Annotated in this window: 25 protein-coding genes; 24 read left to right on the plus strand and 1 reads right to left on the minus strand. The window is 34.8% G+C overall.

Annotation, left to right across the window (positions count from 1 at the left end; all coding sequences use genetic code 11):
* Positions 1-7 precede the first annotated feature (7 nt).
* The 23 genes from E7274_RS06040 to E7274_RS06150 all read left to right on the plus strand — a co-directional run bounded on the left by E7274_RS06040 (position 8) and on the right by E7274_RS06150 (position 20,708).
* Positions 8-1,090: a hypothetical protein gene (locus tag E7274_RS06040; RefSeq protein WP_304174549.1), complete on the plus strand. Its 1,083-nt coding sequence runs from the start codon at positions 8-10 to the stop codon at positions 1,088-1,090.
* 11 nt (positions 1,091-1,101) lie between these two features.
* Entirely contained in the window at positions 1,102-2,484 is a 1,383-nt protein-coding gene (locus tag E7274_RS06045; protein ID WP_304174551.1) for a 6-hydroxymethylpterin diphosphokinase MptE-like protein, read from the plus strand.
* A gap of 43 nt (positions 2,485-2,527) precedes the next feature.
* A complete protein-coding gene (locus E7274_RS06050; protein WP_304174552.1) occupies positions 2,528-3,661 on the plus strand; it encodes a hypothetical protein in 1,134 nt (377 codons plus the stop codon).
* A 14-nt stretch (positions 3,662-3,675) separates the two neighbouring features.
* Positions 3,676-4,491 carry a CatB-related O-acetyltransferase gene (locus E7274_RS06055; protein ID WP_304174555.1) on the plus strand — a complete coding sequence of 272 codons (816 nt, stop codon included), beginning with the start codon at positions 3,676-3,678 and terminating at the stop codon, positions 4,489-4,491.
* Positions 4,492-4,559: 68 nt separating this feature from the next.
* The gene (locus tag E7274_RS06060; RefSeq protein WP_304174557.1) at positions 4,560-5,459 is read left to right on the plus strand and encodes a class I SAM-dependent methyltransferase; all 900 of its coding nucleotides are present in this window, start codon (positions 4,560-4,562) and stop codon (positions 5,457-5,459) included.
* Between the two features lie 24 nt (positions 5,460-5,483).
* A complete protein-coding gene (locus E7274_RS06065; protein WP_304174559.1) occupies positions 5,484-6,167 on the plus strand; it encodes an acylneuraminate cytidylyltransferase family protein in 684 nt (227 codons plus the stop codon).
* Entirely contained in the window at positions 6,164-7,786 is a 1,623-nt protein-coding gene (locus tag E7274_RS06070) for an aldolase catalytic domain-containing protein (RefSeq protein ID WP_304174561.1), read from the plus strand. Before E7274_RS06065 ends, E7274_RS06070 begins: the two co-directional genes overlap by 4 nt.
* A gap of 15 nt (positions 7,787-7,801) precedes the next feature.
* The gene (locus E7274_RS06075) at positions 7,802-8,641 is read left to right on the plus strand and encodes a TylF/MycF/NovP-related O-methyltransferase (protein WP_304174563.1); all 840 of its coding nucleotides are present in this window, start codon (positions 7,802-7,804) and stop codon (positions 8,639-8,641) included.
* A 17-nt stretch (positions 8,642-8,658) separates the two neighbouring features.
* Entirely contained in the window at positions 8,659-8,901 is a 243-nt protein-coding gene (locus tag E7274_RS06080) for a hypothetical protein (RefSeq protein WP_304174565.1), read from the plus strand.
* 7 nt (positions 8,902-8,908) lie between these two features.
* Entirely contained in the window at positions 8,909-10,114 is a 1,206-nt protein-coding gene (locus tag E7274_RS06085; protein ID WP_304174566.1) for a hypothetical protein, read from the plus strand.
* Positions 10,099-10,470: a hypothetical protein gene (locus E7274_RS06090; protein ID WP_304174568.1), complete on the plus strand. Its 372-nt coding sequence runs from the start codon at positions 10,099-10,101 to the stop codon at positions 10,468-10,470. Before E7274_RS06085 ends, E7274_RS06090 begins: the two co-directional genes overlap by 16 nt.
* Before the next feature lie 118 nt (positions 10,471-10,588).
* The gene (locus E7274_RS06095) at positions 10,589-12,169 is read left to right on the plus strand and encodes an ATP-binding protein (protein WP_304174569.1); all 1,581 of its coding nucleotides are present in this window, start codon (positions 10,589-10,591) and stop codon (positions 12,167-12,169) included.
* A gap of 117 nt (positions 12,170-12,286) precedes the next feature.
* The gene (locus E7274_RS06100) at positions 12,287-12,499 is read left to right on the plus strand and encodes a helix-turn-helix domain-containing protein (protein ID WP_304174571.1); all 213 of its coding nucleotides are present in this window, start codon (positions 12,287-12,289) and stop codon (positions 12,497-12,499) included.
* Between the two features lie 301 nt (positions 12,500-12,800).
* Complete coding sequence (locus E7274_RS06105; protein ID WP_304174573.1) at positions 12,801-14,048, plus strand: HipA domain-containing protein; 1,248 nt, start codon at positions 12,801-12,803, stop codon at positions 14,046-14,048.
* Positions 14,030-14,386 (plus strand): hypothetical protein, encoded by a 357-nt coding sequence (locus tag E7274_RS06110; protein WP_304174575.1) that lies wholly within the window; start codon positions 14,030-14,032, stop codon positions 14,384-14,386. The genes E7274_RS06105 and E7274_RS06110 overlap by 19 nt, the downstream gene beginning before the upstream one ends.
* Positions 14,387-14,436: 50 nt before the next feature.
* Positions 14,437-15,171 (plus strand): hypothetical protein, encoded by a 735-nt coding sequence (locus E7274_RS06115; RefSeq protein WP_304174577.1) that lies wholly within the window; start codon positions 14,437-14,439, stop codon positions 15,169-15,171.
* Positions 15,155-15,610 carry a DUF4869 domain-containing protein gene (locus E7274_RS06120; RefSeq protein WP_304174579.1) on the plus strand — a complete coding sequence of 152 codons (456 nt, stop codon included), beginning with the start codon at positions 15,155-15,157 and terminating at the stop codon, positions 15,608-15,610. The genes E7274_RS06115 and E7274_RS06120 overlap by 17 nt, the downstream gene beginning before the upstream one ends.
* Positions 15,600-16,028: an ABC transporter ATP-binding protein gene (locus E7274_RS06125; protein ID WP_304174581.1), complete on the plus strand. Its 429-nt coding sequence runs from the start codon at positions 15,600-15,602 to the stop codon at positions 16,026-16,028. The genes E7274_RS06120 and E7274_RS06125 overlap by 11 nt, the downstream gene beginning before the upstream one ends.
* 37 nt (positions 16,029-16,065) lie before the next feature.
* Positions 16,066-16,413, plus strand: a complete 348-nt coding sequence (locus tag E7274_RS06130) for a helix-turn-helix transcriptional regulator (RefSeq protein ID WP_304174582.1) — start codon at positions 16,066-16,068, stop codon at positions 16,411-16,413.
* 106 nt (positions 16,414-16,519) lie between these two features.
* Positions 16,520-17,587 carry a hypothetical protein gene (locus E7274_RS06135; protein WP_304174584.1) on the plus strand — a complete coding sequence of 356 codons (1,068 nt, stop codon included), beginning with the start codon at positions 16,520-16,522 and terminating at the stop codon, positions 17,585-17,587.
* Positions 17,588-17,699: 112 nt separating this feature from the next.
* Positions 17,700-19,283: a glucose-6-phosphate isomerase gene (locus E7274_RS06140; protein WP_304174586.1), complete on the plus strand. Its 1,584-nt coding sequence runs from the start codon at positions 17,700-17,702 to the stop codon at positions 19,281-19,283.
* A 99-nt stretch (positions 19,284-19,382) separates the two neighbouring features.
* Entirely contained in the window at positions 19,383-20,078 is a 696-nt protein-coding gene (locus E7274_RS06145) for a hypothetical protein (protein WP_304174588.1), read from the plus strand.
* 3 nt (positions 20,079-20,081) lie between these two features.
* Positions 20,082-20,708: a YesL family protein gene (locus tag E7274_RS06150; protein ID WP_044936428.1), complete on the plus strand. Its 627-nt coding sequence runs from the start codon at positions 20,082-20,084 to the stop codon at positions 20,706-20,708.
* An 88-nt stretch (positions 20,709-20,796) separates the two neighbouring features.
* Here E7274_RS06150 and E7274_RS06155 read toward each other — a convergent pair whose 3' ends face one another.
* Complete coding sequence (locus E7274_RS06155; RefSeq protein ID WP_304174589.1) at positions 20,797-21,594, minus strand: hypothetical protein; 798 nt, start codon at positions 21,592-21,594, stop codon at positions 20,797-20,799.
* An 866-nt stretch (positions 21,595-22,460) separates the two neighbouring features.
* Here E7274_RS06155 and uvrB point away from each other — a divergent pair.
* A complete protein-coding gene (gene uvrB, locus E7274_RS06160) occupies positions 22,461-24,449 on the plus strand; it encodes an excinuclease ABC subunit UvrB (protein ID WP_304174591.1) in 1,989 nt (662 codons plus the stop codon).
* Positions 24,450-24,463: the final 14 nt, after the last annotated feature.

A 24,463-nucleotide genomic window follows, 5' to 3' on the forward strand; every position in this document is an offset into this window, starting at 1 on the left:
CTAAAAGATGGTAAGTCAGAAATTATATTTTTTATGTCCATATGGAATAGGCGATACATTTATAGTCTGTAGTTATAAGAAGTTTATTGAAGCAAAATATAATACGGAAATAGTTTTTATTATTAAAAAATCTCACGAAGTAGTGCTTAGACTTTTTGATATTAAAGAATATATTATTTATAATTTTTCGGAACAAGAAATAGAAGCAATATCTCAGAAGACAAATCAAGGAGATATAAAAAAAGGAGAAATATTTCTAACTAGACCGGGGTATGAAGATGAAAATAGTGTTTTTAGATACTTTATAGAAAGGAAAATATCCTTTGTTGAAATGTATACAAAATCATTGGGAATACCATGTATCAAAATACCAAATTCTGTGTTGCCTATGGAGTATCCAAAGGTTACTAAGCAATTAATTGAAAAACTTCCTGGGGAAATAGAGAATATTACACTTGTATTGCCCGAGATGAATGCACCAGCGATTGATACTGTTTCTTTACAATATTTTGAAAAAGTTATTCAAAATATTAATGGTCCGGTTGTGGTGAATATGTTGAGACCTAATGAAAAATTATCAAAATATTGTATCGATTTATCGTTGGAAGAATTAGTTGCATTAGCAATAAATTGCAAGAAGGTTATTTCTGCACGGTCAGGCTTTTGCGATTTGATATATGCTAAAGTAAAAGAATTAGAAGTTATATATCCAAATTATTTTTTTTATGATTTATATAAATTCGAAGATATTTTTGAGGAAAAAAATAGCCATATAACAGAAACAGTATTTAGCTATAGTGAAAAAATAAAACAATTGAATTGTAAGAGTGTGGCTATATATGGAATGGGGTTTATAGGAAAAAGAATAGTCAAATGTTTGGAAATCGAAAAATTTAAGGTTAATTATGTTATCGATAGAAGAAAGGATATTGAAGGTGTAGAATTACCAATTTATCAGTTAGAGGATGATTTACCAGATGTTGATTTGATTATTGTTACACCCGAACAAGACAAGAATGAACTGATAAAAGCATTGAATGTGTGTAAAGGGAACGCAGAGGTTGTTTTTTACAAAGATCTAATCAAATAAGAAGGAACAAAATGATAAAATATATTATTTTTGGTGCAGGAGTAACTGGTAAGAGAGCTTTGGCATATTTGGGCGACCTAAGAACAGAATGTTTTATATCTAATTACAAAGAGGTTGAAGTATGTGAAGGTAAGATTGTTCGTGGATACAATGAGCTTCCTGAATTTATACAAGAATATCATGTTATTGTGATAGCAAGTGAAAAATATTACCAAGTAATGGAAGAACAAATAAAAAACGATAATTATAAAAGATACTTTGTGTATCACGAAATAGATGATATAAGAATTAGCGGATTATTACCAGGATATTTTTTACATAGGTGTTATGAGAGAATTAATTACAATAGAGCATTAAGCGTCAAGAATTTGAATAAGTATCAAAGTATAGTGATATATGGTGATAATGCTTGTAATCCATATTTACTTTGCGAAATTGCTATGCAGCACAACTTGGGATTTGCTGCAATAAAGTGCATTATAGGAAATACTGATAAAAAAGAAGAACTTCTAAATATTCCTTATATGGAATTGAATGTTGCTATAAATGATATAGATTGTCTTTTGGTAACTGAGCGACGTACAGAGACAGACATATATAGATTTATAGATGAGAATGACTATGATTTTGATGTTATAGATTTGTATGATGTAGATTGTTGCGAACAATCATTTTCTCATCCGGAACTAATTAAATATCGCAATATACATGAGGGAAAGAGAATATGGCTTATTGGCAATGGGCCTAGTTTGAGATTGGGAGATTTGGAAACATTAGCACGTAATAATGAGATTTGTATTGCGTTTAATATGATATTTAAGATATTTGAGAAAACGGTGTGGAGACCTAATTATATAGGAATTACAGATAGTGGGGTCCTATACGATTGTTTGGATATAGACAAATATATAGAAAACATAGGATTATTTGTTGCTGATGGATTTATGCGTGATACTGATTATTATTTGAATAGAGCAGAATATGTGCATCTTAACATTGAAGACTACAATCCATCGTATCCAAATTTTTCAGAAGATATAACTAAGGAAATATACTGGGGAAGTACAGTTTCATACGATATTGGATTACAGTTTGCGCATTATATGGGGGCAGTACAAATATTTTTACTTGGAATGGATAATTCCTACCCAGGTAGCGTGGCAGATGAAAAAAGTCACTTTATAAAAGACTATCATTCTAAAGAACTTAAAAAAACATACAAGGAGGAAGGACGAACAACAAATTGGGACAAAATCAATTGTGCATATGAAAAAGCTGAACTATATTCTCGTAAACATGGATTTCGGATATTTAATGCTACGAGGGGAGGGAAGCTTGAAGCTTTTGAAAGGGTAGACTTTGACTCATTATTTGATACTAATTACAGTAAATAACATTTGTGAAAAGTAGTAGTGTATGGCATTTGGGAGAAAAAATATGATAAAAAAGGAAGATATTGCTAGCTTAGTAAGTTATGGGATGAAGTATATAGATGGTGAAATATACTTCTATAACTATACATATGGTGCAATCTTTAAAATGGATTTAGAAGGAAATACTGATGTAATCTGGATTGATAATGAAGATAGTTTTTTTTCTTGGAATATGTACGGTGGTATAGAGTATGTTAACGAAAAACTAATTTTTGCTCCTAGATGTGCAGATGAGATTTTGATTTATGAGTTAAAAAATAAGACTATAAGAAAAATACCATATAATACAAAATCTACAGTCGATGGTATGAAGATAAATCAGTTTGTTAGTATACACAGATATGGAGATTATTGCTATCTCTTTCCAGGTAGAAATGACGAGATTCTTAAGTTGGATACTAACACATATGATATTGATTATATTCGTGGATGGGCGGATGAATTAGGTGAAATGCCAAATCCAAAATCTGTTAAATTCGCAAATGCAAGAGTTGTATCCGAAGGAGTGTGCATGCTTCCTTGTTTTCAAAAAGGTAAAATACTTGAGCTTGATATGAGAACTGATGCATGGGTTGTGCATAATATATGTGACGAACCATTATCAGATATTGTTTTTGATGGACAATTCTATTGGATTTCTTTAAGAGACAAAGGCGAATATGTGAAATGGGACAAGAATACAGGACGAATTGAACGAAAAATAATAAAAAACAAAGATTTGATTTTAGAAAGGGGATACATGTACATAATCGATGGAGGCAAGTATGTATACTTGATTCCATTTAGAGGGATGGGGATTGTTAGAATTGAGAAGGAATCAGAAAAAGAAGATGTTGTGTATAAGTGGGATAATATAAAGCCATCATCCAAAATGGAATCTATAAATGCCGTGAATACAAATTCATTCTGTTGTGAAAGAGTATCCAATGAAATGAATCTTGTGTTTGATGTTATGCAAGGAAATATTATTATATTGAACGGTTTTAATGGAAGTGCACAACGGGTAGAAATAAGGTTTAATGAGAAAGATAAGAGCCTTATTAGTAGACGTATGACACTTGAAAAAGGTACAGAAATCAATATTGAGAATGAGATGTTTAGTCAAAGAGACTATGTTGGCTATATTAGGTTATGCTGAATTGAATATTAATTATGAAATTTGAAGATTATCTGTTATCAAAATTGAATAAATCGGAAAGAATTGGGAAGAAAATATTTGTATGTCCTTATGGAACTTGGGGCAGGAAGGTTTCGAAAATCTTGGATAATAATGGAGTAAATCATTTTATTCTTGATAATTATGTAAGAGATGACGGAGCAATGCCAGTTAAGAGCCTACAGCAATTAAAAAAAGCCATCGTAATATACACATGTGATAGAGATGATATATATGAAGATTTATTAAGTAGTATTCAAATGTATATTTCAGCAGAGAACATAATTGAACTATTTCCGAGATTTAAAGTCGGAAAATATAGTTATGGTCCCATAACGCAATCATCATATACAGTTCAGGAGATAGGTAGTTTTTGTTCATTTGCAGTTAATGCAGTCGTGGTAGCGAATCATGATGTGTATATATCCTCGCATGAATTCTTATCATTTCCAGGTGACTGGAGTAATCACCCAGGATATGTACCAGGTATTGAGATTAAATATCCAAGATTTTTTGAAAAAAGTATAATAGGCAACGATGTATGGATAGGATATGGAGCTGTTATCATAGCTGGTTGTAACATTGGAAATGGTGCAATAATAGGAGCAAATTCGGTTGTTACCAAAGATGTTCCAGACTATGCAATAGTGGTAGGGAATCCAGCCAAGGTGATAAGGTACAGATATACTGATGAGCAAATTAGACAATTAAATAACATAGCATGGTGGAACTGGTCAGATGAAAAAATAATAGAATGCTATGAAGATTTTTATTTAGATGTAGATGATTTTATAAAGAAGCATATTAAATAATAAATTTCGCAAGTGGTCAAACTAGCTGTTTGGATCAAAGGTATAGTTGCAAGAAGGTGAAATATAAAATGAGTAAAACATGTCCAATCTGTAGAAGTAGAAAAGTTATAGTTGAATATGATGGGATAATACGTAATGGTGGATTAGGAAAATATACAGACACAAATGTAAAAATGTTTCGATGTAAAGAGTGCGAAACTATTTGGCATGACAATTTAATTGATTTAATTAGTTATTATCAAACGGATACCTATAGGATGTCGTTAGAGGATTCTGTAGATGCGCAAGAATTTTATAGACTACATGATCGAGAATCATTGGATAAGTTGAGATATACTGGAATGATTTATAGGAATAAAAATGTAGCTGATGTTGGATGTGGATGTGGTGCTTTTTTAGATGTGGTATCTGGAATGGCAAAGGAGACAATTGCAATTGAGCCTACTTTGAAATATCGAGAAATAATGTCGAAGGAAAAGCATTATAACACTTATGCATATTCAAAAGATGCATTGGAAGACTGGAGAGAAAAGGTAGATGTTGCAGTATCATTTGATGTAATCGAGCATGTAGATAATCCTAAAGAGTTTTTGATTGATATTTTTAATATGCTTAGTAACGATAATGGATATGCGGTAATAGGCACTCCAACTGAAACCCCAGTTATGAGAAAGCTATTAGGTGAAATATATGATAAAAAAATACTGTTTTCTGTGCAACATAAGTGGATTTTTTCAGAGAAGAGTTTAAGAATAATGGCTTCTGAGGCAGGATTCAAAAGTGATGATGTAAAGATTAAATATTTTCAAAGATATGATCTTAATAATGCTATGGGCTGGGTTAATTCAAAGAATCCAGGCAATGCAATAGCAGATGGTGTCATAAGTGAAACAATGAATCAGGTATGGAAAAGTGAATTGGAGAATAAAGGAATGTCTGATTACATTGTTTTATATCTTAGTAAATAGCGGCGCAATAGGAGTTGTTTTTTAATGAAAAAAGAGAAGGTTGTTTCGTTTATTCCAATAAAATTAAATAATCAAAGATTTCCTGGTAAGAACTTAAAAGAATTAAGCGGGAGACCTTTGTGTGACTTTATCTTTGACACTATTTGTGATGTTAAAGGGATAGATGAGAGATATGTATATTGTAGTGATGTATCAATTATAAATTATATGAAATCATTTTCTGATAGGGGATTGATGTTCCTAAAACGTGATTCTCAATTGGATGGTTTTCAGGTTAAGGGATTGGAAATAATAGAACGTTTTGTAAATGATATAGATGCAGATATATATGTTTTAACACATGTAACACAGCCTTTTACAAAAAAGGAGTCTATAGAGAATGCATTAAATAAAGTTTTATACGAAGGATATGATTCCGCTTTTAGTTGTGTATGTATACAGGATTATTGTTGGTATAAGGGTAAAACTTTAAATTATGACATGAAAGATATTGTGACTACACAAAATCTAGAACCGGTTTATAAAGAGACGGGTGCTTTTTTTATTTTCAGAAAAGAAGTGTTTACTGAAATGCATCAAAGAATTGGAAGCAAGCCATACTTACAAGTAATAGATGAATTGGAAGCTGTAGATATTGATACACCTGAAGATTTTGAATTTGCTAAGGTTGTTGCAAGTTATTATAAGAACGGTGGCGGACAAATATGAAAAAAGTAGAATTGTTGGATTGTACTCTTAGAGATGGCGGGCGAATTATTGATTGTAAGTTCAAAGATAGAGTCATTGATGGAATATCAGATGATTTAACGAATGCAGGAATAGACATAGTCGAACTGGGATTTTTGCGTGATAAAAACAAGATAAAATACGAAGTAGATTCGACATTTTTTACAGATTTGAGACAAATGGATAGATTTGTTAAGGATGACGACATATGTCTATATTGCGCTTTTATTGATTATGGAATGTATGATTTTGATGATTTGTGCGATAAAAGTGAGACTAAGATAAGTGCTATACGTGTAGGATTTACAAAAAAAGACTATAACAATGATTTTGATTCGGTAAGGAAGGCGTTGGAATTAGTTAAAACTAAAGGGTATAAACTATTTGTCCAAGGGGTTAATACTCCCGGATATACTGATGCGGAATTGTTAAACATAATTGATACGGTTAACCAGATTAAACCATATGCATTTGGTATTGTAGATACATATGGTTCATTGTATTTAGAAGATCTAACATATATTTATAATTTAGTAGAGAGAAATTTGGATAACAGCATTAGAATTGATATTCATTCTCATAACAATTTTCAATCCTCATTTGCATTTGCGCAGGAAGTTTTAAGGGTCTCGTCTAGTGATAGAATAATAGTACTAGATGCAACTTTAAATGGCATGGGAAAGTGTGCTGGAAACTTAAATACTGAATTGATTGTGGATTATTTAAATAGAAAAAAAGGAAAATCATACGATTTAGATATAGTACTGGATTGCATTGATACCTATCTTCTCCCATTGAAGAAAGATTTAATGTGGGGATATAGCGTTCCCGCATTTATGGCAGGTATTTATAGAGCTCATCCTAATAATATAATATATCTTACAGAAAAATACAGATTAAGTAGTAAAGATATAAGACATATTCTTTCTAAAATAGATGACAATACAAGACAGCGTTATGATTACGATAATATTCAACGAATATATCACGAATATTCATCTGATGATATTGACGATTCAGAAGCTATAAAGTTAGTGCAATCGGTTATAAATGATAGGAAGGTTCTGATTGTTGCTCCTGGAAAAAGCATAACAGAATATGAAAATCAATTAATATGTATTGCAAATGAAAAGGACGTTGTTGCTATAAGTGTTAACTATGTCCCTGATAAAATTAATACTGATTATTTATTCTGTGCTAATGCTTTGCATTGGAATAGATTAAAAAAAACAGTTAGTCCAGATAAATGTATTGTGACATCAAATGTCAAAGAAGAAATTCAAAAAACCATTTACATAAACTATGAGTCGTATCTGGGAGATGGCGATTATCTAGCAGATAATAGTGTTATAATGCTTCTGAATTTTTTATATAAATGTGGAGCTAAAGAAATAATGCTTGCAGGGTTTGATGGGATACAATCAAACACTGAAAACTATGCTACGGAGGATTTTATCAATTCAAGCCATGGATTAAGTGCAGAAAAGAACAATGAATATATACGTATTATGTATCTAAAATTGTTAAAAAAAGTAAAAGATAAAATGAAAATTGCGATGATAACACCGAGTTTATTTGAGCCAAATGTGAAGGATGAGTGATTGAGGGGGAATTTGATGAAAAGAGTAATATGCTTCGGGGCATCGGATGGTGGAAAACGTTTATATGAAGAAATATCTAGTGAGTATGAAATCGTTGCATTTACTGATAATGATTCAAATAAATGGAATAAAGAGCTCAACGGAATAACTATTTTGTCGCCTGATGAGTGCTTAAAAAAACAATATGATTACATAGTGATTACTTCACAACCTGGATTGATTTCTATAATGGACCAATTGAAAAGGTTAAGAATAGATGAAAGTATAATCATTACAAAATATATAACTTTTGAGCTAGATGCAAGGAAAGAGTTTTTAAAGCAATTTTCAACATTTGATAATACGTTTGATTCAGATGGAGAAATTGCTGAAGTTGGGGTTTTTCAAGGTGATTTTGCAAAACTTATGAATGAATATTTTCCACACAGACGAATACACTTATTCGATACATTTGAAGGATTTGTAGAACAGGATATCAAAAAAGAAGAAAAATCTATAGCTAAGATTGGTGAGTATGGAAATACCTCAATTGATTTAGTTATGAAAAAGATGAGCAGACCAGAGATGGTGGAGATTCATAAAGGGTATTTTCCAGAAACAGCTACATGTATAAAAGACAATAGATTTTTATTTGTGAATTTGGATGTAGATTTGTACGAACCAACCTATCAAGGGCTTTGTTTATTCAGCAAGCAGATGTTGCCTGGAGGTGTGATATTGGTTCATGATTATTTTGCAAGGAATTTTGATGGACCACGCAGGGCAGTAGAACAGTTTATGGAAAAACATGAAGGTGATAAATTAAGAAGAGTTCCAATCGGTGATAAAATATCGATAATGATTGTTGGATTCTAATATAATTGAGTAATGACATGAATCAAGATAAGGTACGCATCATCAAAAATATATTAAATCAAGATAGCGAAAAAATAATAGAAAACATAAATGCTAATGATTTATTGTTGTTATACAAAACGTATGAATTTTCAGATAGACTGTTTCTAGTAAACATAGAAAACACTTCATATCCATCACTCTATAATTATGTAAATACAGGAATTCTTTCTAAAGAAGAATTAGAAGAATTGATAAAAACAAATGAATCAAGAGCATAAAACAGAAATGATAAATAGTTACTTAGATAATGAGGTAACTATTAGGGAAAAAGATATATATATATTTGGGCACTGCGAGGCATCACTATGCCTTGCAGATTTTCTTGTAGACAAAAATATTATTCCAAAAGCTATTCTTGATAATAATGCTCAAAAGCATGGTTTTTTATATAAAAATATCCCAGTTATACCAGTTGAAGATATAATGAAAAATGCTGATGATGCAGCAGTATTAATTGTTACTCGTTTTTATGAATCGATGAATAGGCAGCTAAGAGATTTGGGATTCAAAGGTCCTATAATTAAACTAGTAGATTACAACACATATTCAGAGTATTCTTTATCTCCAGAGACTATTGAGCGAAAAACTAAAAGACTTAATCAAGGTATAGAGTCACTAAATATCCTAAAAAAAGAATATGAAAATGAATTGTTGGTGTTCTGCCCATTTAATGCATTAGGAGATATATATTTATGTATGTCGTATCTACCGGCATTTGCATCAAAAAGAGGATTTGATAGCACGGCGGTATTTGTATCATCAAAGGCCTGTGCAAAGGTTGTCGAATTGTTTTCAAATACAAAAGTGAAGGTGATTCAGCAAAAGGAACTGGATGCTACGATACAAGCTGTAATATATACCGAGGATGAACGTTGCTATATTGCTCATCAAGATAGGCCATATGTAATTAATCTTCACAAAGCGCTATATATAAAGTGCATACCTCTCGAAACAATTTATTGTTGCGGAGTATTTGGCCTTCCTAAAGATACAAAACCTATAATTCCGGATAAATGGGAAAAATATCCATTGTTAGATAATATTCCCAAGGGGGAATCTGCAATCATTTCTCCTTATGCAAAATCAGTTACTGCATTATCGAATGATGTATGGAAAGAAATAGTATCAGATTTAATTTCAAAAGGATATACCGTATATACGAATGTCGCTGGAGATGAAAATGCACTGGAGGGAACAATACCAATTAGTCCTGCTATTAATGAAATGAAATCAGTAGTAGAACAAGCAGGTTTGTTTATAGGTATACGAAGTGGCTTATGTGATGTAATCAGGACTGCGGATTGTAGGAAAATAGCGCTATATCCAGATTATTATTACAGTGACACTAAGTGGAAAGCTATAGATATGTATGCAATTGATACTTTTGAAAACATTGTTGTAGAAGAGGATTATAAATGGGAGCTGAACTAGTATTATCAACTTTACCAAAGACTTGGATTTTTGATATTGATGGAACAATAGCTAAGCATAATGGCTATAAGATTGATGGATATGATACCTTGTTGGATGGAGCAAAAGAGTATATTAATAATATTCCAGAGGAAGACTTTATTCTTATTGTTACTTCTCGAACAGATGAATATAAGGATATAACTTTAAATTTTTTACAGCAGAACGGTATTAGATATAATCAAATTATTTTTAATATGCCAATGGGAGAGCGCATTCTAGTTAATGATCGTAAGCCATCTGGATTGGATATGTCTGTGGCCATTAATATAGATAGGGACCAATTTGAGGTTCCGGAGATTAGGAGAGAGTTATAAAGCGATATAGTTTGTGTATTATCAGAAGACGCTTTCATTTTGCGGGATAATTATAGAAAGAATCATGTTATAATAACGATGTGATAATGATAGATTGAAATATAGTAGGAGAATAATTATGGAAAAGAAGCTGCCATTGGGAATACAAAATTTCGAAAAAATTAGGAATGAAGGATATTTATATATCGATAAAACAGAATATGTATATAAATTGGCGCATGCTGGTATTCCATATTTTATGAGTCGCCCACGTAGATTTGGAAAAAGTTTATTGGTTTCCACATTAATGGCATATTGGGAAGGCAAAAAAGAACTTTTTACTGGGCTTGAAATAGAAAAACTGGAAGCTAATAATAAAGATGCTTGGCAGCAATATCCGGTTTTTTATTTTGATTTTAATAAAGATACATATTCTAGAGAAAATGCCTTAGAAGAAGTATTAAATGAACACTTGACTAGCTGGGAGCAAATATATGGCGATGAGAAAAGAGAAGCATCATTGCCGGAGAGATTTCGATTTCTCATTGAAAAGGCTGTAGCTAAAACTGGAAAAAACGTAGTGGTTCTAGTGGATGAATATGATAAACCCTTGTTAGATGTTATTACTGACGCTTCTAAGGAAGAGCATAATAAGGACGTATTCAAAGGTTTCTTCAGTACATTAAAAAGCTACGACAAGTATATCAAGTTTGTTTTTTTTACTGGGGTAACGAAGTTTAGCAAAGTTAGCATATTTAGTGATTTAAACCAGTTGACAGATATCTCTATCAATAAAGAATTTGCAGCTATTTGTGGAATAACAGATAAGGAAATAGATTTATATCTTTCATCATACGTTAGTAAAATGTCATTATCTTTAGGTTTAACTGAGGCTGCATGTAGAGAAAAACTAAAGAAAATGTATGATGGATATCATTTTCACAATGATTCTCCTGATATATATAACCCATATAGTCTTTTATGTTCTCTTAATAATAATGAGTTCGAGCCTTATTGGTTTAGTACTGGTACTCCGACATTTTTACTTGAAAAAATACAGAATGAGGATTTTGATGTAAAACTAATTACTGAAGGTAGGCTTTATGCTGAAAGATATGCTTTATTAGAATATAAGGCAGATGAGATTAATCTGATTCCTTTACTGTACCAAACAGGCTATTTGACTATAAAGAAGTATGATGCAGAAATTAACGCATTACTGTTAGATTATCCGAATGATGAGGTTAGATATAGTTTTTTAAAGAGCCTTGCACCTATGTTTATGTATAATAGCGAGGGCATATCACCTCTCGAGATTAGATCTTTTATTAATGATATTCAAAACAATGATTTGGAGGGAATGAGAAGGCGGTTCGAGTCATTATTTGAAAGCTTGCCTTATGCGAACAATAAAGATGCAAAGCTAGTTGAACGAGATTTTCAAAATGTGATTTACATAGTGTTCATTTTATTGGGACAGTTTGTAAAGGTTGAACCACATAGTGCTAATGGCCGTGCCGATTGTATAGTTGAAACAAATAAAAGCATATTTATATTCGAATTCAAAGTAAATAAGACTGCACAGGAAGCACTAAAACAAATAGAGGACAATAGATATTTGATTCCTTATTCAGCAGATAGTCGAGATAAATGGATAATAGGGGCCAATTTTTCAACTGAGACACGAAATATATCAGAATGGGAATATAAATGTGTGTAAGATTCTGAATTGACATAGCCGTACGGCGAAATGTATAATCAAAATAAGATTATATAGCCGTACGGCTAATTTTATACAATGCAAAGACAAATATAGCCGTACGGGTAAGAGGTGTTTATGAAAGTAACAGATTCAAATTCATTTGGAGTAGCAATAAAAAACAAAAGAAAAAAACTAGGGTATACGCAGAAGTATATTTCAGAATTTACGGGAATAAGTACAAGCTTTTTGTCTGATTTGGAAAATGGAAAAAAGACTATTGAATTAGACAAGGCTCTGAGAATAGCAAATCTATTAGGGCTTGATGTGGAGTTGAATGAGAGAGGGTAATATATTCCACCCTTCCTGCCGATATAAAGAATATAAAACAAAAGAATTGATTCTTTCGGCAGGAAGACCAAATCTCCGTTGGTTGATTTGACAAAGGTCAGGTTGACTGACGCGAAGGCACAGCAGAAGGACAATTCAAGAAAGGAACTAAATAATGACATTATCAGTATTCGCTTAAGAGCTGCTTTTTGACTTCTGAATGAGGTTGGGAGGCAGCTCGTTTTATGTTAAACATGTAAAGAAATTAATTAGTTGACAAGGCGCGCGCCAGCCTCCATAATATGTCTAAGGAGATATTTCTATGTCAAATGAGCGTAATGCAGGGCGTAAGCCAAAAATCACTTATGAACAATTGAATAAAATAATTTCCCGTCATGAATCAGGGGAAAGCTTGTCAGCCCTTGCTGATGAATTCGGCATTTCGCGCCAGGCCTTGCATAAAAGAATAAAAGAGTCGCAGGAAAAGCCCGTTATAATCAATTGGGTTGTGGATAATCGGCCGGTTTCTACCATCACGGTAGATGTTCGCAGGCAGGCACTTACTCTGGCAAACTATGCAGTTCAGTTATCGAAGCTTCCATTTGGTTTCAATACAAATCCTACCTGGCAGGAATTTGTCCGATTGCTAGAGGAAAAATATCTTATCAGCGTGGGAGTGGACGAGCCAGGAGTATTTTTATTTACCGATGGCGAAAAAACATTTAATCCAGAAAGCATAAAAGAGCTACAAATTGAGTCTGATGACTTAATCCCGGAATTCGCATTTACGAAGAAAGACATCTTGCTAACAAGGACAGATACTGATGGTTTCCAAATGAAGGCACTCACATCTGATCACAGATATTTTGTAAAATCACAGGCTATCATGGCCGGAATCCAAATGCAGGATTGGGCTGTTGAAATAATCGCATCAGATATTGCAAATCAGCTGGGGATTCCATGTGTTCAGCAAAAGCATTGTATTTTTGCATACGGAGGCAGAAAGTTCGATGCAGTATATTCGCAGAATTTTGAGTTGGATGGCTTTACATTTTTGTCGTTCGAATCATTGCTTGAAACAGTCAATCTTTCCACCAAGGAAGATTATTTCTACAAATTAAACGCCATTGAAAAGTTAAAGTGGTGCGCCAGCCAGTTATCAAAAATAGGAGATATTTCGTACGAATCCGCAGAAAAATACATGATTGACCTAGCGGTTATTGACTGTTTAGTTGGAAATGTAGACAGGCACACGCGAAACTTTGGATTGTTCTTTAATTCTCTAACAGGTGAATACACCATGCCACTTGTTTTTGACAATGGCATGGGCCTCTTCGAGCACGATTACTACCGTGATAATTATCGTAATTACGAAGAAGCAATGAACAATGTTTATGTGGCGCCATATGGAGAGGATCCCTTCGACTTGCTAGCAGAGCTTAATAAAGAATTCGGTCTAAAAGAATTATATAAAGATGTAAAACAAATCACCTATCTGGATACTATAAATACACCATTTGCTAGGGAATATGAAAGGAGGATGTCGGAATTATGGCAGAAGTTAGATTAATCAACAATCTTAAAGGAATACTATATTTTCTTGATACTCCTCTTATGGATTTTGAAATAAAAGACAGAGAACTAATAAAAGCAACAGACTTAAGCCAAGGCAAGCTATATCCTTGGGAGCTGGCAAAGCTGGGCGTATCCTACGGAAGTATTCTTAAATTTTTCCAGCGTCGCACCATCAGAGAGGGGTGCATGTTCTATCGCGAACACCTTCGGGCTCTTGGAATGGATAAAATGGATTTCGATTTATATATAAAGAAGAACAATGGAAACAATCATCTGGATAATTATTGGGTGAAGTTTGATGATTTTGGAGCAAGGAAGTTTTCGGATCTTTAGAAAAATGACTGTAGATATATAGATTTATATGAAAGTGATGATTAGAAATAATGACTCAAGATAAGATGTATATTTGGACGGAAGATACAAAATCTGGTTATTCATTCTGGTTGAATTTTTTCAACAGATTGGTTCCAGAAGCAATAGTGCAATCTAAGAAAAATAATAGTGAATTGGTGAAAGCTGTTTCGAGTTTATTGCAGAATGATACTAATAAATATATTATAATTATGGACCAGGCATTTGATAACCCGCAGGTAATAAGAGAACGAAAACGTTTGATGGAGGCTATTCGTGAAAGAAATAATGTTTATATAATAAATATTATTTCTTTTGAATATATTCTATTACAGTTTGATCTATTAACGGATTGGGTTTTTGCAGAAGACGATGAGTTATTTACAAAGAGAGAACACTTGCTGAATGTGAGAAGCAGACTTTGCAATATGTTGAATGATTCAAATTGTGCAGGGTATAAAGACGATGAATGCATAAGCGAGTATATTAATTCACTCAAAGTACATAATGTGGAGCAATTATGTGCTAAACTACTATTTGATATTACAAGAAATACAGGATTTGAAGTGTCAAAAAAAGCAATAGGGCCTTGTTGGATTAATAACTGTTGCGAATGGCAGGAACGGTCTGCTGATGATATTTGTGGCCTGGATAACATAAGAATATCATCAAAAGAAAAAATGCATCAGATATTTATCGATTCGGTAGATTTGGTAAATGGTTTTCAAGCAGCTGGTATAGGGGTGAAAAGTGATAACAATTTATAAGAATAAGCAAGATTTTACTAATAAGAATATGCCAAACATAATATGTGTTGATGTTAATGACGTGTATTTTAATTCCATTACATCTCAGATGATAGATGATAAGGCAAGAGAAATTATTAGCAAAATTGATGGAGCTGTTTTAGAGGAAAAATATAAAATCAAGTCGAAATTCAATGATACATTATTGGATATAGACAAGTTATCAACGGGCTGTAAAACTGCATTAAATGTCCTATATAATCCTTCTGTTTTAGTTAATATAAAAGAATGCGGAGATAATGCCTTAGAGGTAATATTTGGAATGAACGAGGGCTTTGTTTATAGTGACTATCCTATGATTCCATTTTCATTTGATCAAGTAAAGGTAGTGGATAGTAAAGTAGAAAAAATAATATCTAGCTATGACGACTTAAAGGAATGGTGGGAAGATGAAAAGTAGACCAAAAGTAGTATCGCATTATGAAATATATCATACTTCATTTAAAATTGACTTTGAGTTTGATAACAATATTACAATTCTAATGGGGGAATCTGGAACTGGTAAGACGGCAACATTCTCATTTATTTCTGATGAAATGGCACTTGATAATAGAATTGTATGTTTTAATTATCGTGATAATCAGAAGAATATACAAGAAGAATTGCGTAGATGCAACGGTAAGCTAGTTGTAATAGATAATATTGATATTATTTTAGATGATGATACACGCAAATATATTTCGACAGATTTAAATAATCAATATTTGCTTATTGGAAGAGACCCTAGAAATTTATATGCTACTTCGGAAAATTACTATGAACTGATATCCCAAAAAGAAGGGGAATTGACAGTGTTCAAATTAAGAAGGTATATATAATAAATGTGCTAGTGCGTGGGTATGGTACAATTAAATTATGAAACGAGCAGTATATGAAAAGATTTTTGAGCTGATGAAAGCTAAGGGGATGACGCAAAAGGAATTTTCTAAAGCGACAGGAATCCCTGAAAGTACTATCAGTGACTGGAAAAAGAAAAAGTACAATCCAGGTTTAGATAAGATTCCTGCTATATGCCAAGTACTAGGAATAACTTCGAAAGAGTTACTAGGTATTGAAGGCGAGGATGAGCTAGATTGTAGGTATTACTTATCATCAGACGAAATAGAGATAGTAGAGAGTTTTAGAAAAGTAAATAATAAAGATAAGAAACATATTCTAGTTTATGCTAAATATATAGCACAAGCTTATAAAGAGATGGAATAATTAATACACCTATTATGAAATGAAGTGATAGGTGTTATATTTTAGAACAAAAATCCGACAAACCGGATTGCCTAATTGATAATTCATGATTATGGGAGGACAAAAAATGACGTGTAGGACACATGATGAGCTGTATATAGAAGGATTTATACAGGGGTATGTAATAGTAAATTTATACACAGTAACGATGATGCTTATGAAAAAAAGCAACGACAATAATCCTCAAGTTAAAGAAGTAGTTGATGAGTATATAAAATTAAACTATGGAGATATTCCAGCGGATTTATTGGGAGAATGTATTCGATTAGCAAAAAAATGTAATAGCGAAGAGTTTAATGAAAAAGCAGAACCAATTTATGATAAATATTTTTCATATCTAGCTACTACTTACGTATACAAAGAAGCAAAAGAAAAAGCAAAGGAAAATCTAGAAAGAAAAAGATGTATTGAGAAGAATAAAGGATGCTGCATTAGAAAATATTTTGAGGACTACAATAAATACTATCCGGAAAGGTGGAGTTGGAATCTAAAAAATACTAGCGAACAAAACGCACTCTTTATGCAAACAAGAGCAAGAAGGAGTAGAGGGGCATTTATTGAGAACAAAGACTTATTGCCAGACTTTTATTCTATAGAACGCGATGCTAATCAATTTGGATTAAATAATGTTGAGTGGACTGATTTTTTTGGATTGACTTGGATTGGGAAAAAGGGGGTATTTGCAAGCGCAGGTGCTCCAGATTATGAAGGCAGTTTATATTATTATGATCCTGAAGTGTCTAATGATGAATCGGGGTATTGCATTTCGGAAAAATATAATGCTTATAATAATCAGCCACCAAAGGAGATTTTTACACGAGTGGAATCGAGAGGTATTGCTTATTGGGTAGATACAGCAAATCCTATAGATGCAGAATACAGCTTCGTTGTTAATAATCATCTTTTTAAGGACACATACATAGAGTTCACATATGATAGTGGAGAAAAAACAATAGTATGCACTGACTACGGAAATATAATAAACGATTTGCAACTTCATCATAAAGAAAAAATAGTAAAAAAGATATTGAAGGAGATGAATAACCACTTTGCGCAACTACGAGATTCTGAGAGTGAAGAAATAAGGAAATATTATCCAGGTAAAACAGCAGAAGAGATGTTTTTAAAGAATTAACAATTAATTGTGAAAAACCAGTCTCATTCCTTGAAAAGCAAATGCTTTTATTATAAAATTTTCACTGAAATCGTTTTCAATATACATTGTTTTATATAAAGGAGTGTTCAAAATGGTAGAATGGAAAAATTTTGATAAGCTCGAGTCATTCAAGACTCTCCAGGGGCTTAAGAATCAGGTAGAGCTCAAGACAGCCATGGCTGGTGCAAACGGTGCAAAGCGTGTTGCTGAGTACTGCGTGCCAATGTCAAACGGCATGGTTTACAACTTCGCTTCAAAGCAGGTTGATGACACAGTTCTTGATGCACTTGCAAAGCTTGCTGATGAGGCACAGCTTGTTGACAAGTTCGCAGCCCTCTACAACGGAGAGGTTATCAATACAGGTGAAAAGCGTCTCGTTCTTCACCAGCTCACACGTGGTCAGCTTGGCGATGATGTTATGGCTGATGGCGTTAACAAGAGAGAGTTCTATGTAAAACAGCAGGAGCGCATCGCTGAGTTCGCAAACAAGGTTCACGCTGGCGAAATCGTTAACGAAGCAGGCGAGAAGTTCACATCTGTTGTTCAGATTGGTATTGGTGGATCAGACCTTGGTCCTCGCGCTATGTACCTTGCTCTTGAGAATTGGGCAAAGGTTACAGGCACATTCAAGATGGAGGCTCACTTCATTTCAAATGTAGATCCTGATGATGCAGCAGCTGTTCTTGCAGGCGTTGATGTTGCTCACTCTATCTTCATCCTTGTTTCTAAGTCAGGTACAACACTTGAGACACTTACAAACGAGTCATTTGTTAAGGATGCTCTTAAGAACGCTGGTCTTGATGCTTCAAAGCACATGATTGCCGTTACATCAGAGACATCTCCACTTGCAAAGTCATCTGATTACCTTGATGCATTCTTCATGGATGATTACATCGGCGGACGTTACTCATCTACATCATCAGTAGGTGGCGCAGTTCTTTCACTTGCATTTGGTCCTGATGTGTTTGCTCGTTTCCTTAACGGTGCAGCTGCAGAGGATGCTCTTGCAAAGAACACAGACATCCGCAAGAACCCAGCATTACTTGATGCACTTATCGGCGTATACGAGAGAAATATCCTTGGATATGAGTCTACAGCCGTTCTTCCATACTCACAGGCACTTAGCCGTTTCCCTGCTCACTTACAGCAGCTCGACATGGAGTCAAACGGCAAGAGCGTTAACCGTTTCGGTGAGGCAATTGATTATGTTACTGGTCCAGTTATCTTTGGTGAGCCAGGTACAAACGGACAGCACAGCTTCTACCAGCTCCTTCACCAGGGAACAAACATCATCCCTCTTCAGTTCGTTGGCTTCAAGAACAGCCAGATGGCAACAGATGTTGTAATCGAAGGAAGCACATCACAGCAGAAGCTCAAGGCAAACGTTGCAGCTCAGATTATGGCATTCGCTTGCGGTAAGGACGACGACAACCGCAACAAGTACTTCGAGGGCAACCGTCCATCATCAATTATCGTTGGTGATCAGCTTACACCAGAGACACTTGGTGCACTCCTTGCTCACTTCGAGAACAAGGTTATGTTCCAGGGATTTGTATGGAATGTTAACTCATTCGATCAGGAAGGTGTTCAGCTTGGTAAGGTACTTGCAAAGAAGGTACTTGCTGGCGATACATCAGATGCACTTGCAGCATACGCAAAGCTTCTTGATATCTAGTTGAATATAAAATGTTTATTAAAAATGGCTATCGCTTATTGCGGTAGCCGTTTTTTTACGTTACGATAGGTTCTAGACGAAATAATGGAGCGGGGTATTATGGCATATCAAGACAACGAGCAAGAGCAGGTAACTAAAACATGGGCAGGGGAAAAAGCAAAGCTAGCCCAGATGCCTTTAGATAAAAAGATTGGATACGTATTTACGTATTATTGGATGCACATGTTGATTGTGCTTGTCATCATCGGAGTGATTGTCTGGTTCGTCCACCATCAGATGACGTACATAGATTACAAGCTATACGGAGTTGTTATCAATTCATCCCAGGTAGATGAAAGCCTTGAAAAGACAATGCCAGAGCAGCTTGGCATGGATAAGCACGAAGGATTTTCCATGGTGGCAGGTTTGTCAGGGGACGTTGATGCAAATTCAACAGCCTACTACAATCAAATCGACCTTTATACTGTTTCAGGTCAGATGGATTTCGCCTTCACCGACGAAGCAGGCGTACAGTATTTATGCGACCTTGGCACACCACTGGATGTAACAAAGCAGCTACCCGACAATCTCTTAGATTTATGGGCGAATCGCGAGGCTACCTTCAGTCAACGCAACGAAAACGATGACACATACTTCGACAACTACGCAGCCATCGACATTTCTGGCACAAAAGTGCAGGAATATTTCGGCTTGGACGACACCATGTGTTATCTAGTGATTGTTGATTTATCAGGAAATGAAGAATACATGCAGAATTTCTACAATCTGCTTTATGAAATAGAAATAGGAGAATAGGTTTTGGAAAAATTATTTAACAACAGATTTATTGACGGGATTTCAAAAATCGCAGATGTGATTTTGATTAGTTTTTACTTCTTGGCATGCTCATTGCCACTTGTGACAATCGGCGCCAGCTCTACAGCCCTTTACTATGCCACACACAAATGCATCTACAAAGGCCGTGGCTACACCACTGAGTTCTTCCACTCATTCAAGGACAACTTCAAACAGTCCACATTATCATGGCTGATTTTCATTTTGCTATACGCAATCCTTGGGGGTGACATCTACATCACCAGAAATTACCTATCGCCAGATAGCCCATTTGCGGCAGCATCCATTTTCTTTATGGTGCTTCTAGTATTCACGGTTCTTTGGGCAATCTACCATTTTGCGTACATCGCCCGCTTTGAAAATGGCTTCAAGGAATCCTTCAAAGTCTCAGCCGTTTTCATGATTGCAAACATCGGCTGGACTTTGGTAATGCTTGTGCTTTTAATCGCCATATATTACCTTTGCTACAGATTCCTATTTTTAATCTTATTCGCACCAGGAATCATTTCCTGCACATTGCACCCAATCCTTGAAAAAGTCTTCCGCAAATACATGACCGAGGAAGACATCGCAAAAGAGGATGAATTATAGAATACAACGAGGATGTCAATAGATTGGCATCCTCGTTTTTTAGAATAGAAAAGAATTGGATTATAGATAAGTATAAGAACATTTTTTGCTAATCAAGTAAGAAATCGTTGATTTTGTTATCAATCAACTTTGTACTTAAAGGATAATTCACGGACTCAAATGATGTGATTACATTTTTACCTACTAAATATCCGTTGGCTTCATAGAGAGCTAGTTTGCTCAGATTATTTGAGTTGTAATCCACGCTATCGGCAAGACCTAAATGTTCCCAGATTAAAGTTTCTCTAGTGACTTTGTTTAAAACGAGAAAATCGGGATATTTTATTAATCCATCAATAATAAGGCTTGGTTCATAAGCATAAGGAATTCCATAATCTAATAATCTGTCCGCAATGATTTTTTCGGACTTTGATCTAACCAATTCACCATTATTCGTATAAATTCCATTTTCTATTGGAAAAGTGTTTAATGAACCTGGATGTTGAAGATGCCATTCTTCAACAAATGATTCAATGTCAGGAATGATAGGTTTAATCAAAGAACGCTTACCAGGATTGAAAGAATAGTAAACACTATCAATCTCCACATAGATATCAAAATGAATCCCACGTTGATAATGATTGATTAATTCTTTAAGCTTTTTCAAAAGCTTAATGTAGTAATCTCGTTGGCAAATAGATGTGATAAAACCGATGTTATCAGCGGATAAATACTTTCCGCATGTTTCAGAACGGTTCTTGTAGTAATAATATCGAGGATAGCCTTTGCTGCTTTCTAATCTTATGTAACCCTTAGGAGCGGATAAAAGTTCCTTGTCTACTACGTCGATTAGATTGTAGATGCTAGCTTCCGTTCTGCTAGTATCAATATTTAAAATTGTATTCATAACTACTCCTATTTCTGTTTAAATGCGAATATGACATGATAATGCAAAGTATAGGGGAAATACGAGGATTGGCTGATATAAGTTAGAGAGTATGATTAAATGAATTAGGAAAACACCTGTAGTTTATCAGTAAAACAGGCTGACTTAAGTGAAAAAAGAAAAAATGAAATTTCACTTATATAGTTTTTGAAGAATTGTTAAGTGTATTATGTAGAAATAAATAATAAACTTAAAATTGTCATGACCACTTAAGTTTATTGGCATTTTTGAAAAATAAACTTAAAAAATGTGATAGCTTGAGAGAGGATGTTAAGTGAATATAAAACAATTAAGAAATAAACTTATCAAGCATAGCAATGTTGTTAAGTGAAAGAGAGGAAATTTGTAAAAAACTTAACTTTAGTTAAAATGCTTTAAGTAAAGTTAAGTGAAAAATAGATTTTTATATATAAACTTAACTGCAATCACAACTTTTAAGTGAAATAAGCGAATGCTATAGAAAAACTTAACAATTCCAGTAGATTCAGCCAGTAAAAGACCATAATAATCTTGATATGGCACGAACTATTCCTATGTAATCTCCTATAAAACCCATTATTCAATTGTCTTTGGTGGGAAAATGCCGATAAATCGGCGTGACATGCAAGTAATCCTGGTAATGCTGCTGTTCATTACAAAATTGATACTGCATGAAATTGAAATGTGTGTTGTGAGTCACACGAGTGTTATATATAACATAGATAAAACAAATTTGTCAAGTATAATAACACAAAACAAGATGGTACAAACAAATGTTTGACTAATCACACTGCTGTGCTATAATACATTACATACGATTGTGTACAATTGAACCGAAAGGCTAAACTATGGATTTCAAATTACATTCAGAATATAAGCCAACAGGCGACCAGCCTCAGGCAATCGCAGATTTGGTGCGAGGTTTCAAGGAAGGAAACCAGATGCAGACACTTCTTGGCGTTACCGGTTCTGGAAAGACTTTCACCATGGCTAATGTTATCGAGCAGCTCAACAAGCCAACCTTAATTATCGCTCATAACAAGACATTGGCAGGCCAGCTTTACTCTGAGTTCAAGGAATTCTTCCCAGAGAACGCTGTAGAGTACTTCGTGTCTTACTATGATTATTATCAGCCAGAGGCCTATGTACCTAGTACTGATACATACATCGCGAAGGATTCTTCAATCAATGATGAAATAGACAAGCTACGCCTTTCGGCCACAGCTTCATTATCAGAAAGACGAGATGTAATTATTGTCTCGTCTGTTTCTTGCATTTACGGCATCGGCGAGCCAGACGATTTCCAAAACATGATGGTTAGCCTTCGCCCAGGGGACATGAAGGACAGGGATGATGTTATCCATGAGCTGATTAACATTCAGTACATGCGAAATGACATGGATTTCGATCGAGGAACATTCCGTGTTCGCGGTGATACTTTGGAGGTTATCCCTGCTAATACTAGCGATTACGGCATTCGCATCGAGTTTTTCGGAGATGAAATTGACCGCATTTGCGAGACAGATATTATGACAGGCCAGGTTAGAAGAGAGCTTGAGCATGTTGCGATTTTCCCAGCCAGCCACTATGTCATCCCTCAGGACAAGATTAATGCAGCCTGTGCAAGCATCGAAGCAGAGCTGGATGAGCGAGTGAAGTTCTTCAAATCTGAGGACAAGCTCATAGAGGCTCAGCGTATCGCAGAGCGCACTAACTTCGATATTGAAATGCTACGTGAAACAGGATTTTGCTCCGGCATCGAAAATTACAGCCGTCACATGACAAATCAGCAGCCTGGGGAGCCACCAAAGTGTTTGATTGATTATTTCAACGACGACTTCCTTATTATAGTGGACGAGAGTCATATCACATTGCCACAGATTCGTGGTATGTTTGCAGGTGACCAGGCCCGCAAAAAGACGTTGGTTGAGTACGGCTTTAGATTGCCATCGGCCCTTGATAACCGTCCTCTAAACTTTGGTGAGTTCGAATCAAAAATCGACCAGATTATGTTCGTGTCAGCCACACCAGGTGATTATGAGGAAGAGCACGAGCTGCTTCGCACAGAGCAGGTTATCCGCCCAACAGGTCTGTTGGACCCAGAGGTTGAGGTGCGCCCTGTAGAGGGGCAGATAGATGATCTTTTCAACGAAATCCAGAAGGAAGTTGAAAAGAAAAATAAGGTAATGATTACAACTCTTACAAAGCGAATGGCAGAGGATTTGACAGATTATCTGGCAGAGCTTGGCGTGAGAGTTAAATACATGCACTCCGATATTGATACCATGGAGCGTGCAGAAATCATCAGAGATTTACGTCTGGATGTGTTTGATGTTTTGGTTGGAATCAACCTCCTCAGGGAAGGATTGGACATTCCAGAAATCACCCTGGTTGCTATCCTGGACGCTGATAAGGAGGGCTTCCTTAGAAGTGAGCGTTCACTGATTCAGACAATTGGACGTGCTGCACGAAATTCCGAGGGCCACGTTATCATGTACGCAGATACCATGACAGAATCCATGGAAAAGGCCATCTCCGAGACAGAGCGACGTCGCGAGATTCAAAAGGCTTATAACAAGGAGCATGGCATCACTCCTCAGACAATTCAAAAATCAGTCCGTGAGCTTATTTCTATTTCTAAGGAAATCGCCCACAAGGAGATGCAGTTCAAGAAGGATCCAGAAGAGATGAACAAGCAGGAGCTTGAGAAGCTCATTGGAGACATCCAAAAGAAGATGAAGAAAGCCGCCACAGAGCTTAACTTCGAGGCTGCCGCAGAATATCGTGACAAGATGGTAGAGCTAAAAAACATGCTTAGAGATATGTCTGAAGAGTAATAAGAGGAAATTAT

This window comes from Pseudobutyrivibrio ruminis (assembly GCF_015057245.1).
GTDB classification, from domain to species: Bacteria; Bacillota; Clostridia; order Lachnospirales; family Lachnospiraceae; genus Pseudobutyrivibrio; species Pseudobutyrivibrio ruminis_E.

Excerpts from the sequence above, each read along its gene's own strand:
- E7274_RS06040 (WP_304174549.1), top strand. The coding sequence starts at position 8 with ATGGTAAGTCAGAAATTATATTTTTTATGTCCATATGGAATAGGCGAT.
- E7274_RS06045 (WP_304174551.1), top strand. The coding sequence starts at position 1,102 with ATGATAAAATATATTATTTTTGGTGCAGGAGTAACTGGTAAGAGAGCT.
- E7274_RS06050 (WP_304174552.1), top strand. The coding sequence starts at position 2,528 with ATGATAAAAAAGGAAGATATTGCTAGCTTAGTAAGTTATGGGATGAAG.
- E7274_RS06055 (WP_304174555.1), top strand. The coding sequence starts at position 3,676 with ATGAAATTTGAAGATTATCTGTTATCAAAATTGAATAAATCGGAAAGA.
- E7274_RS06060 (WP_304174557.1), top strand. The coding sequence starts at position 4,560 with ATGAGTAAAACATGTCCAATCTGTAGAAGTAGAAAAGTTATAGTTGAA.
- E7274_RS06065 (WP_304174559.1), top strand. The coding sequence starts at position 5,484 with ATGAAAAAAGAGAAGGTTGTTTCGTTTATTCCAATAAAATTAAATAAT.
- E7274_RS06070 (WP_304174561.1), top strand. The coding sequence starts at position 6,164 with ATGAAAAAAGTAGAATTGTTGGATTGTACTCTTAGAGATGGCGGGCGA.
- E7274_RS06075 (WP_304174563.1), top strand. The coding sequence starts at position 7,802 with ATGAAAAGAGTAATATGCTTCGGGGCATCGGATGGTGGAAAACGTTTA.
- E7274_RS06080 (WP_304174565.1), top strand. The coding sequence starts at position 8,659 with ATGAATCAAGATAAGGTACGCATCATCAAAAATATATTAAATCAAGAT.
- E7274_RS06085 (WP_304174566.1), top strand. The coding sequence starts at position 8,909 with ATGATAAATAGTTACTTAGATAATGAGGTAACTATTAGGGAAAAAGAT.
- E7274_RS06090 (WP_304174568.1), top strand. The coding sequence starts at position 10,099 with ATGGGAGCTGAACTAGTATTATCAACTTTACCAAAGACTTGGATTTTT.
- E7274_RS06095 (WP_304174569.1), top strand. The coding sequence starts at position 10,589 with ATGGAAAAGAAGCTGCCATTGGGAATACAAAATTTCGAAAAAATTAGG.
- E7274_RS06100 (WP_304174571.1), top strand. The coding sequence starts at position 12,287 with ATGAAAGTAACAGATTCAAATTCATTTGGAGTAGCAATAAAAAACAAA.
- E7274_RS06105 (WP_304174573.1), top strand. The coding sequence starts at position 12,801 with ATGTCAAATGAGCGTAATGCAGGGCGTAAGCCAAAAATCACTTATGAA.
- E7274_RS06110 (WP_304174575.1), top strand. The coding sequence starts at position 14,030 with ATGGCAGAAGTTAGATTAATCAACAATCTTAAAGGAATACTATATTTT.
- E7274_RS06115 (WP_304174577.1), top strand. The coding sequence starts at position 14,437 with ATGACTCAAGATAAGATGTATATTTGGACGGAAGATACAAAATCTGGT.
- E7274_RS06125 (WP_304174581.1), top strand. The coding sequence starts at position 15,600 with ATGAAAAGTAGACCAAAAGTAGTATCGCATTATGAAATATATCATACT.
- E7274_RS06130 (WP_304174582.1), top strand. The coding sequence starts at position 16,066 with ATGAAACGAGCAGTATATGAAAAGATTTTTGAGCTGATGAAAGCTAAG.
- E7274_RS06135 (WP_304174584.1), top strand. The coding sequence starts at position 16,520 with ATGACGTGTAGGACACATGATGAGCTGTATATAGAAGGATTTATACAG.
- E7274_RS06140 (WP_304174586.1), top strand. The coding sequence starts at position 17,700 with ATGGTAGAATGGAAAAATTTTGATAAGCTCGAGTCATTCAAGACTCTC.
- E7274_RS06145 (WP_304174588.1), top strand. The coding sequence starts at position 19,383 with ATGGCATATCAAGACAACGAGCAAGAGCAGGTAACTAAAACATGGGCA.
- E7274_RS06155 (WP_304174589.1), bottom strand. The coding sequence starts at position 21,594 with ATGAATACAATTTTAAATATTGATACTAGCAGAACGGAAGCTAGCATC.
- uvrB (WP_304174591.1), top strand. The coding sequence starts at position 22,461 with ATGGATTTCAAATTACATTCAGAATATAAGCCAACAGGCGACCAGCCT.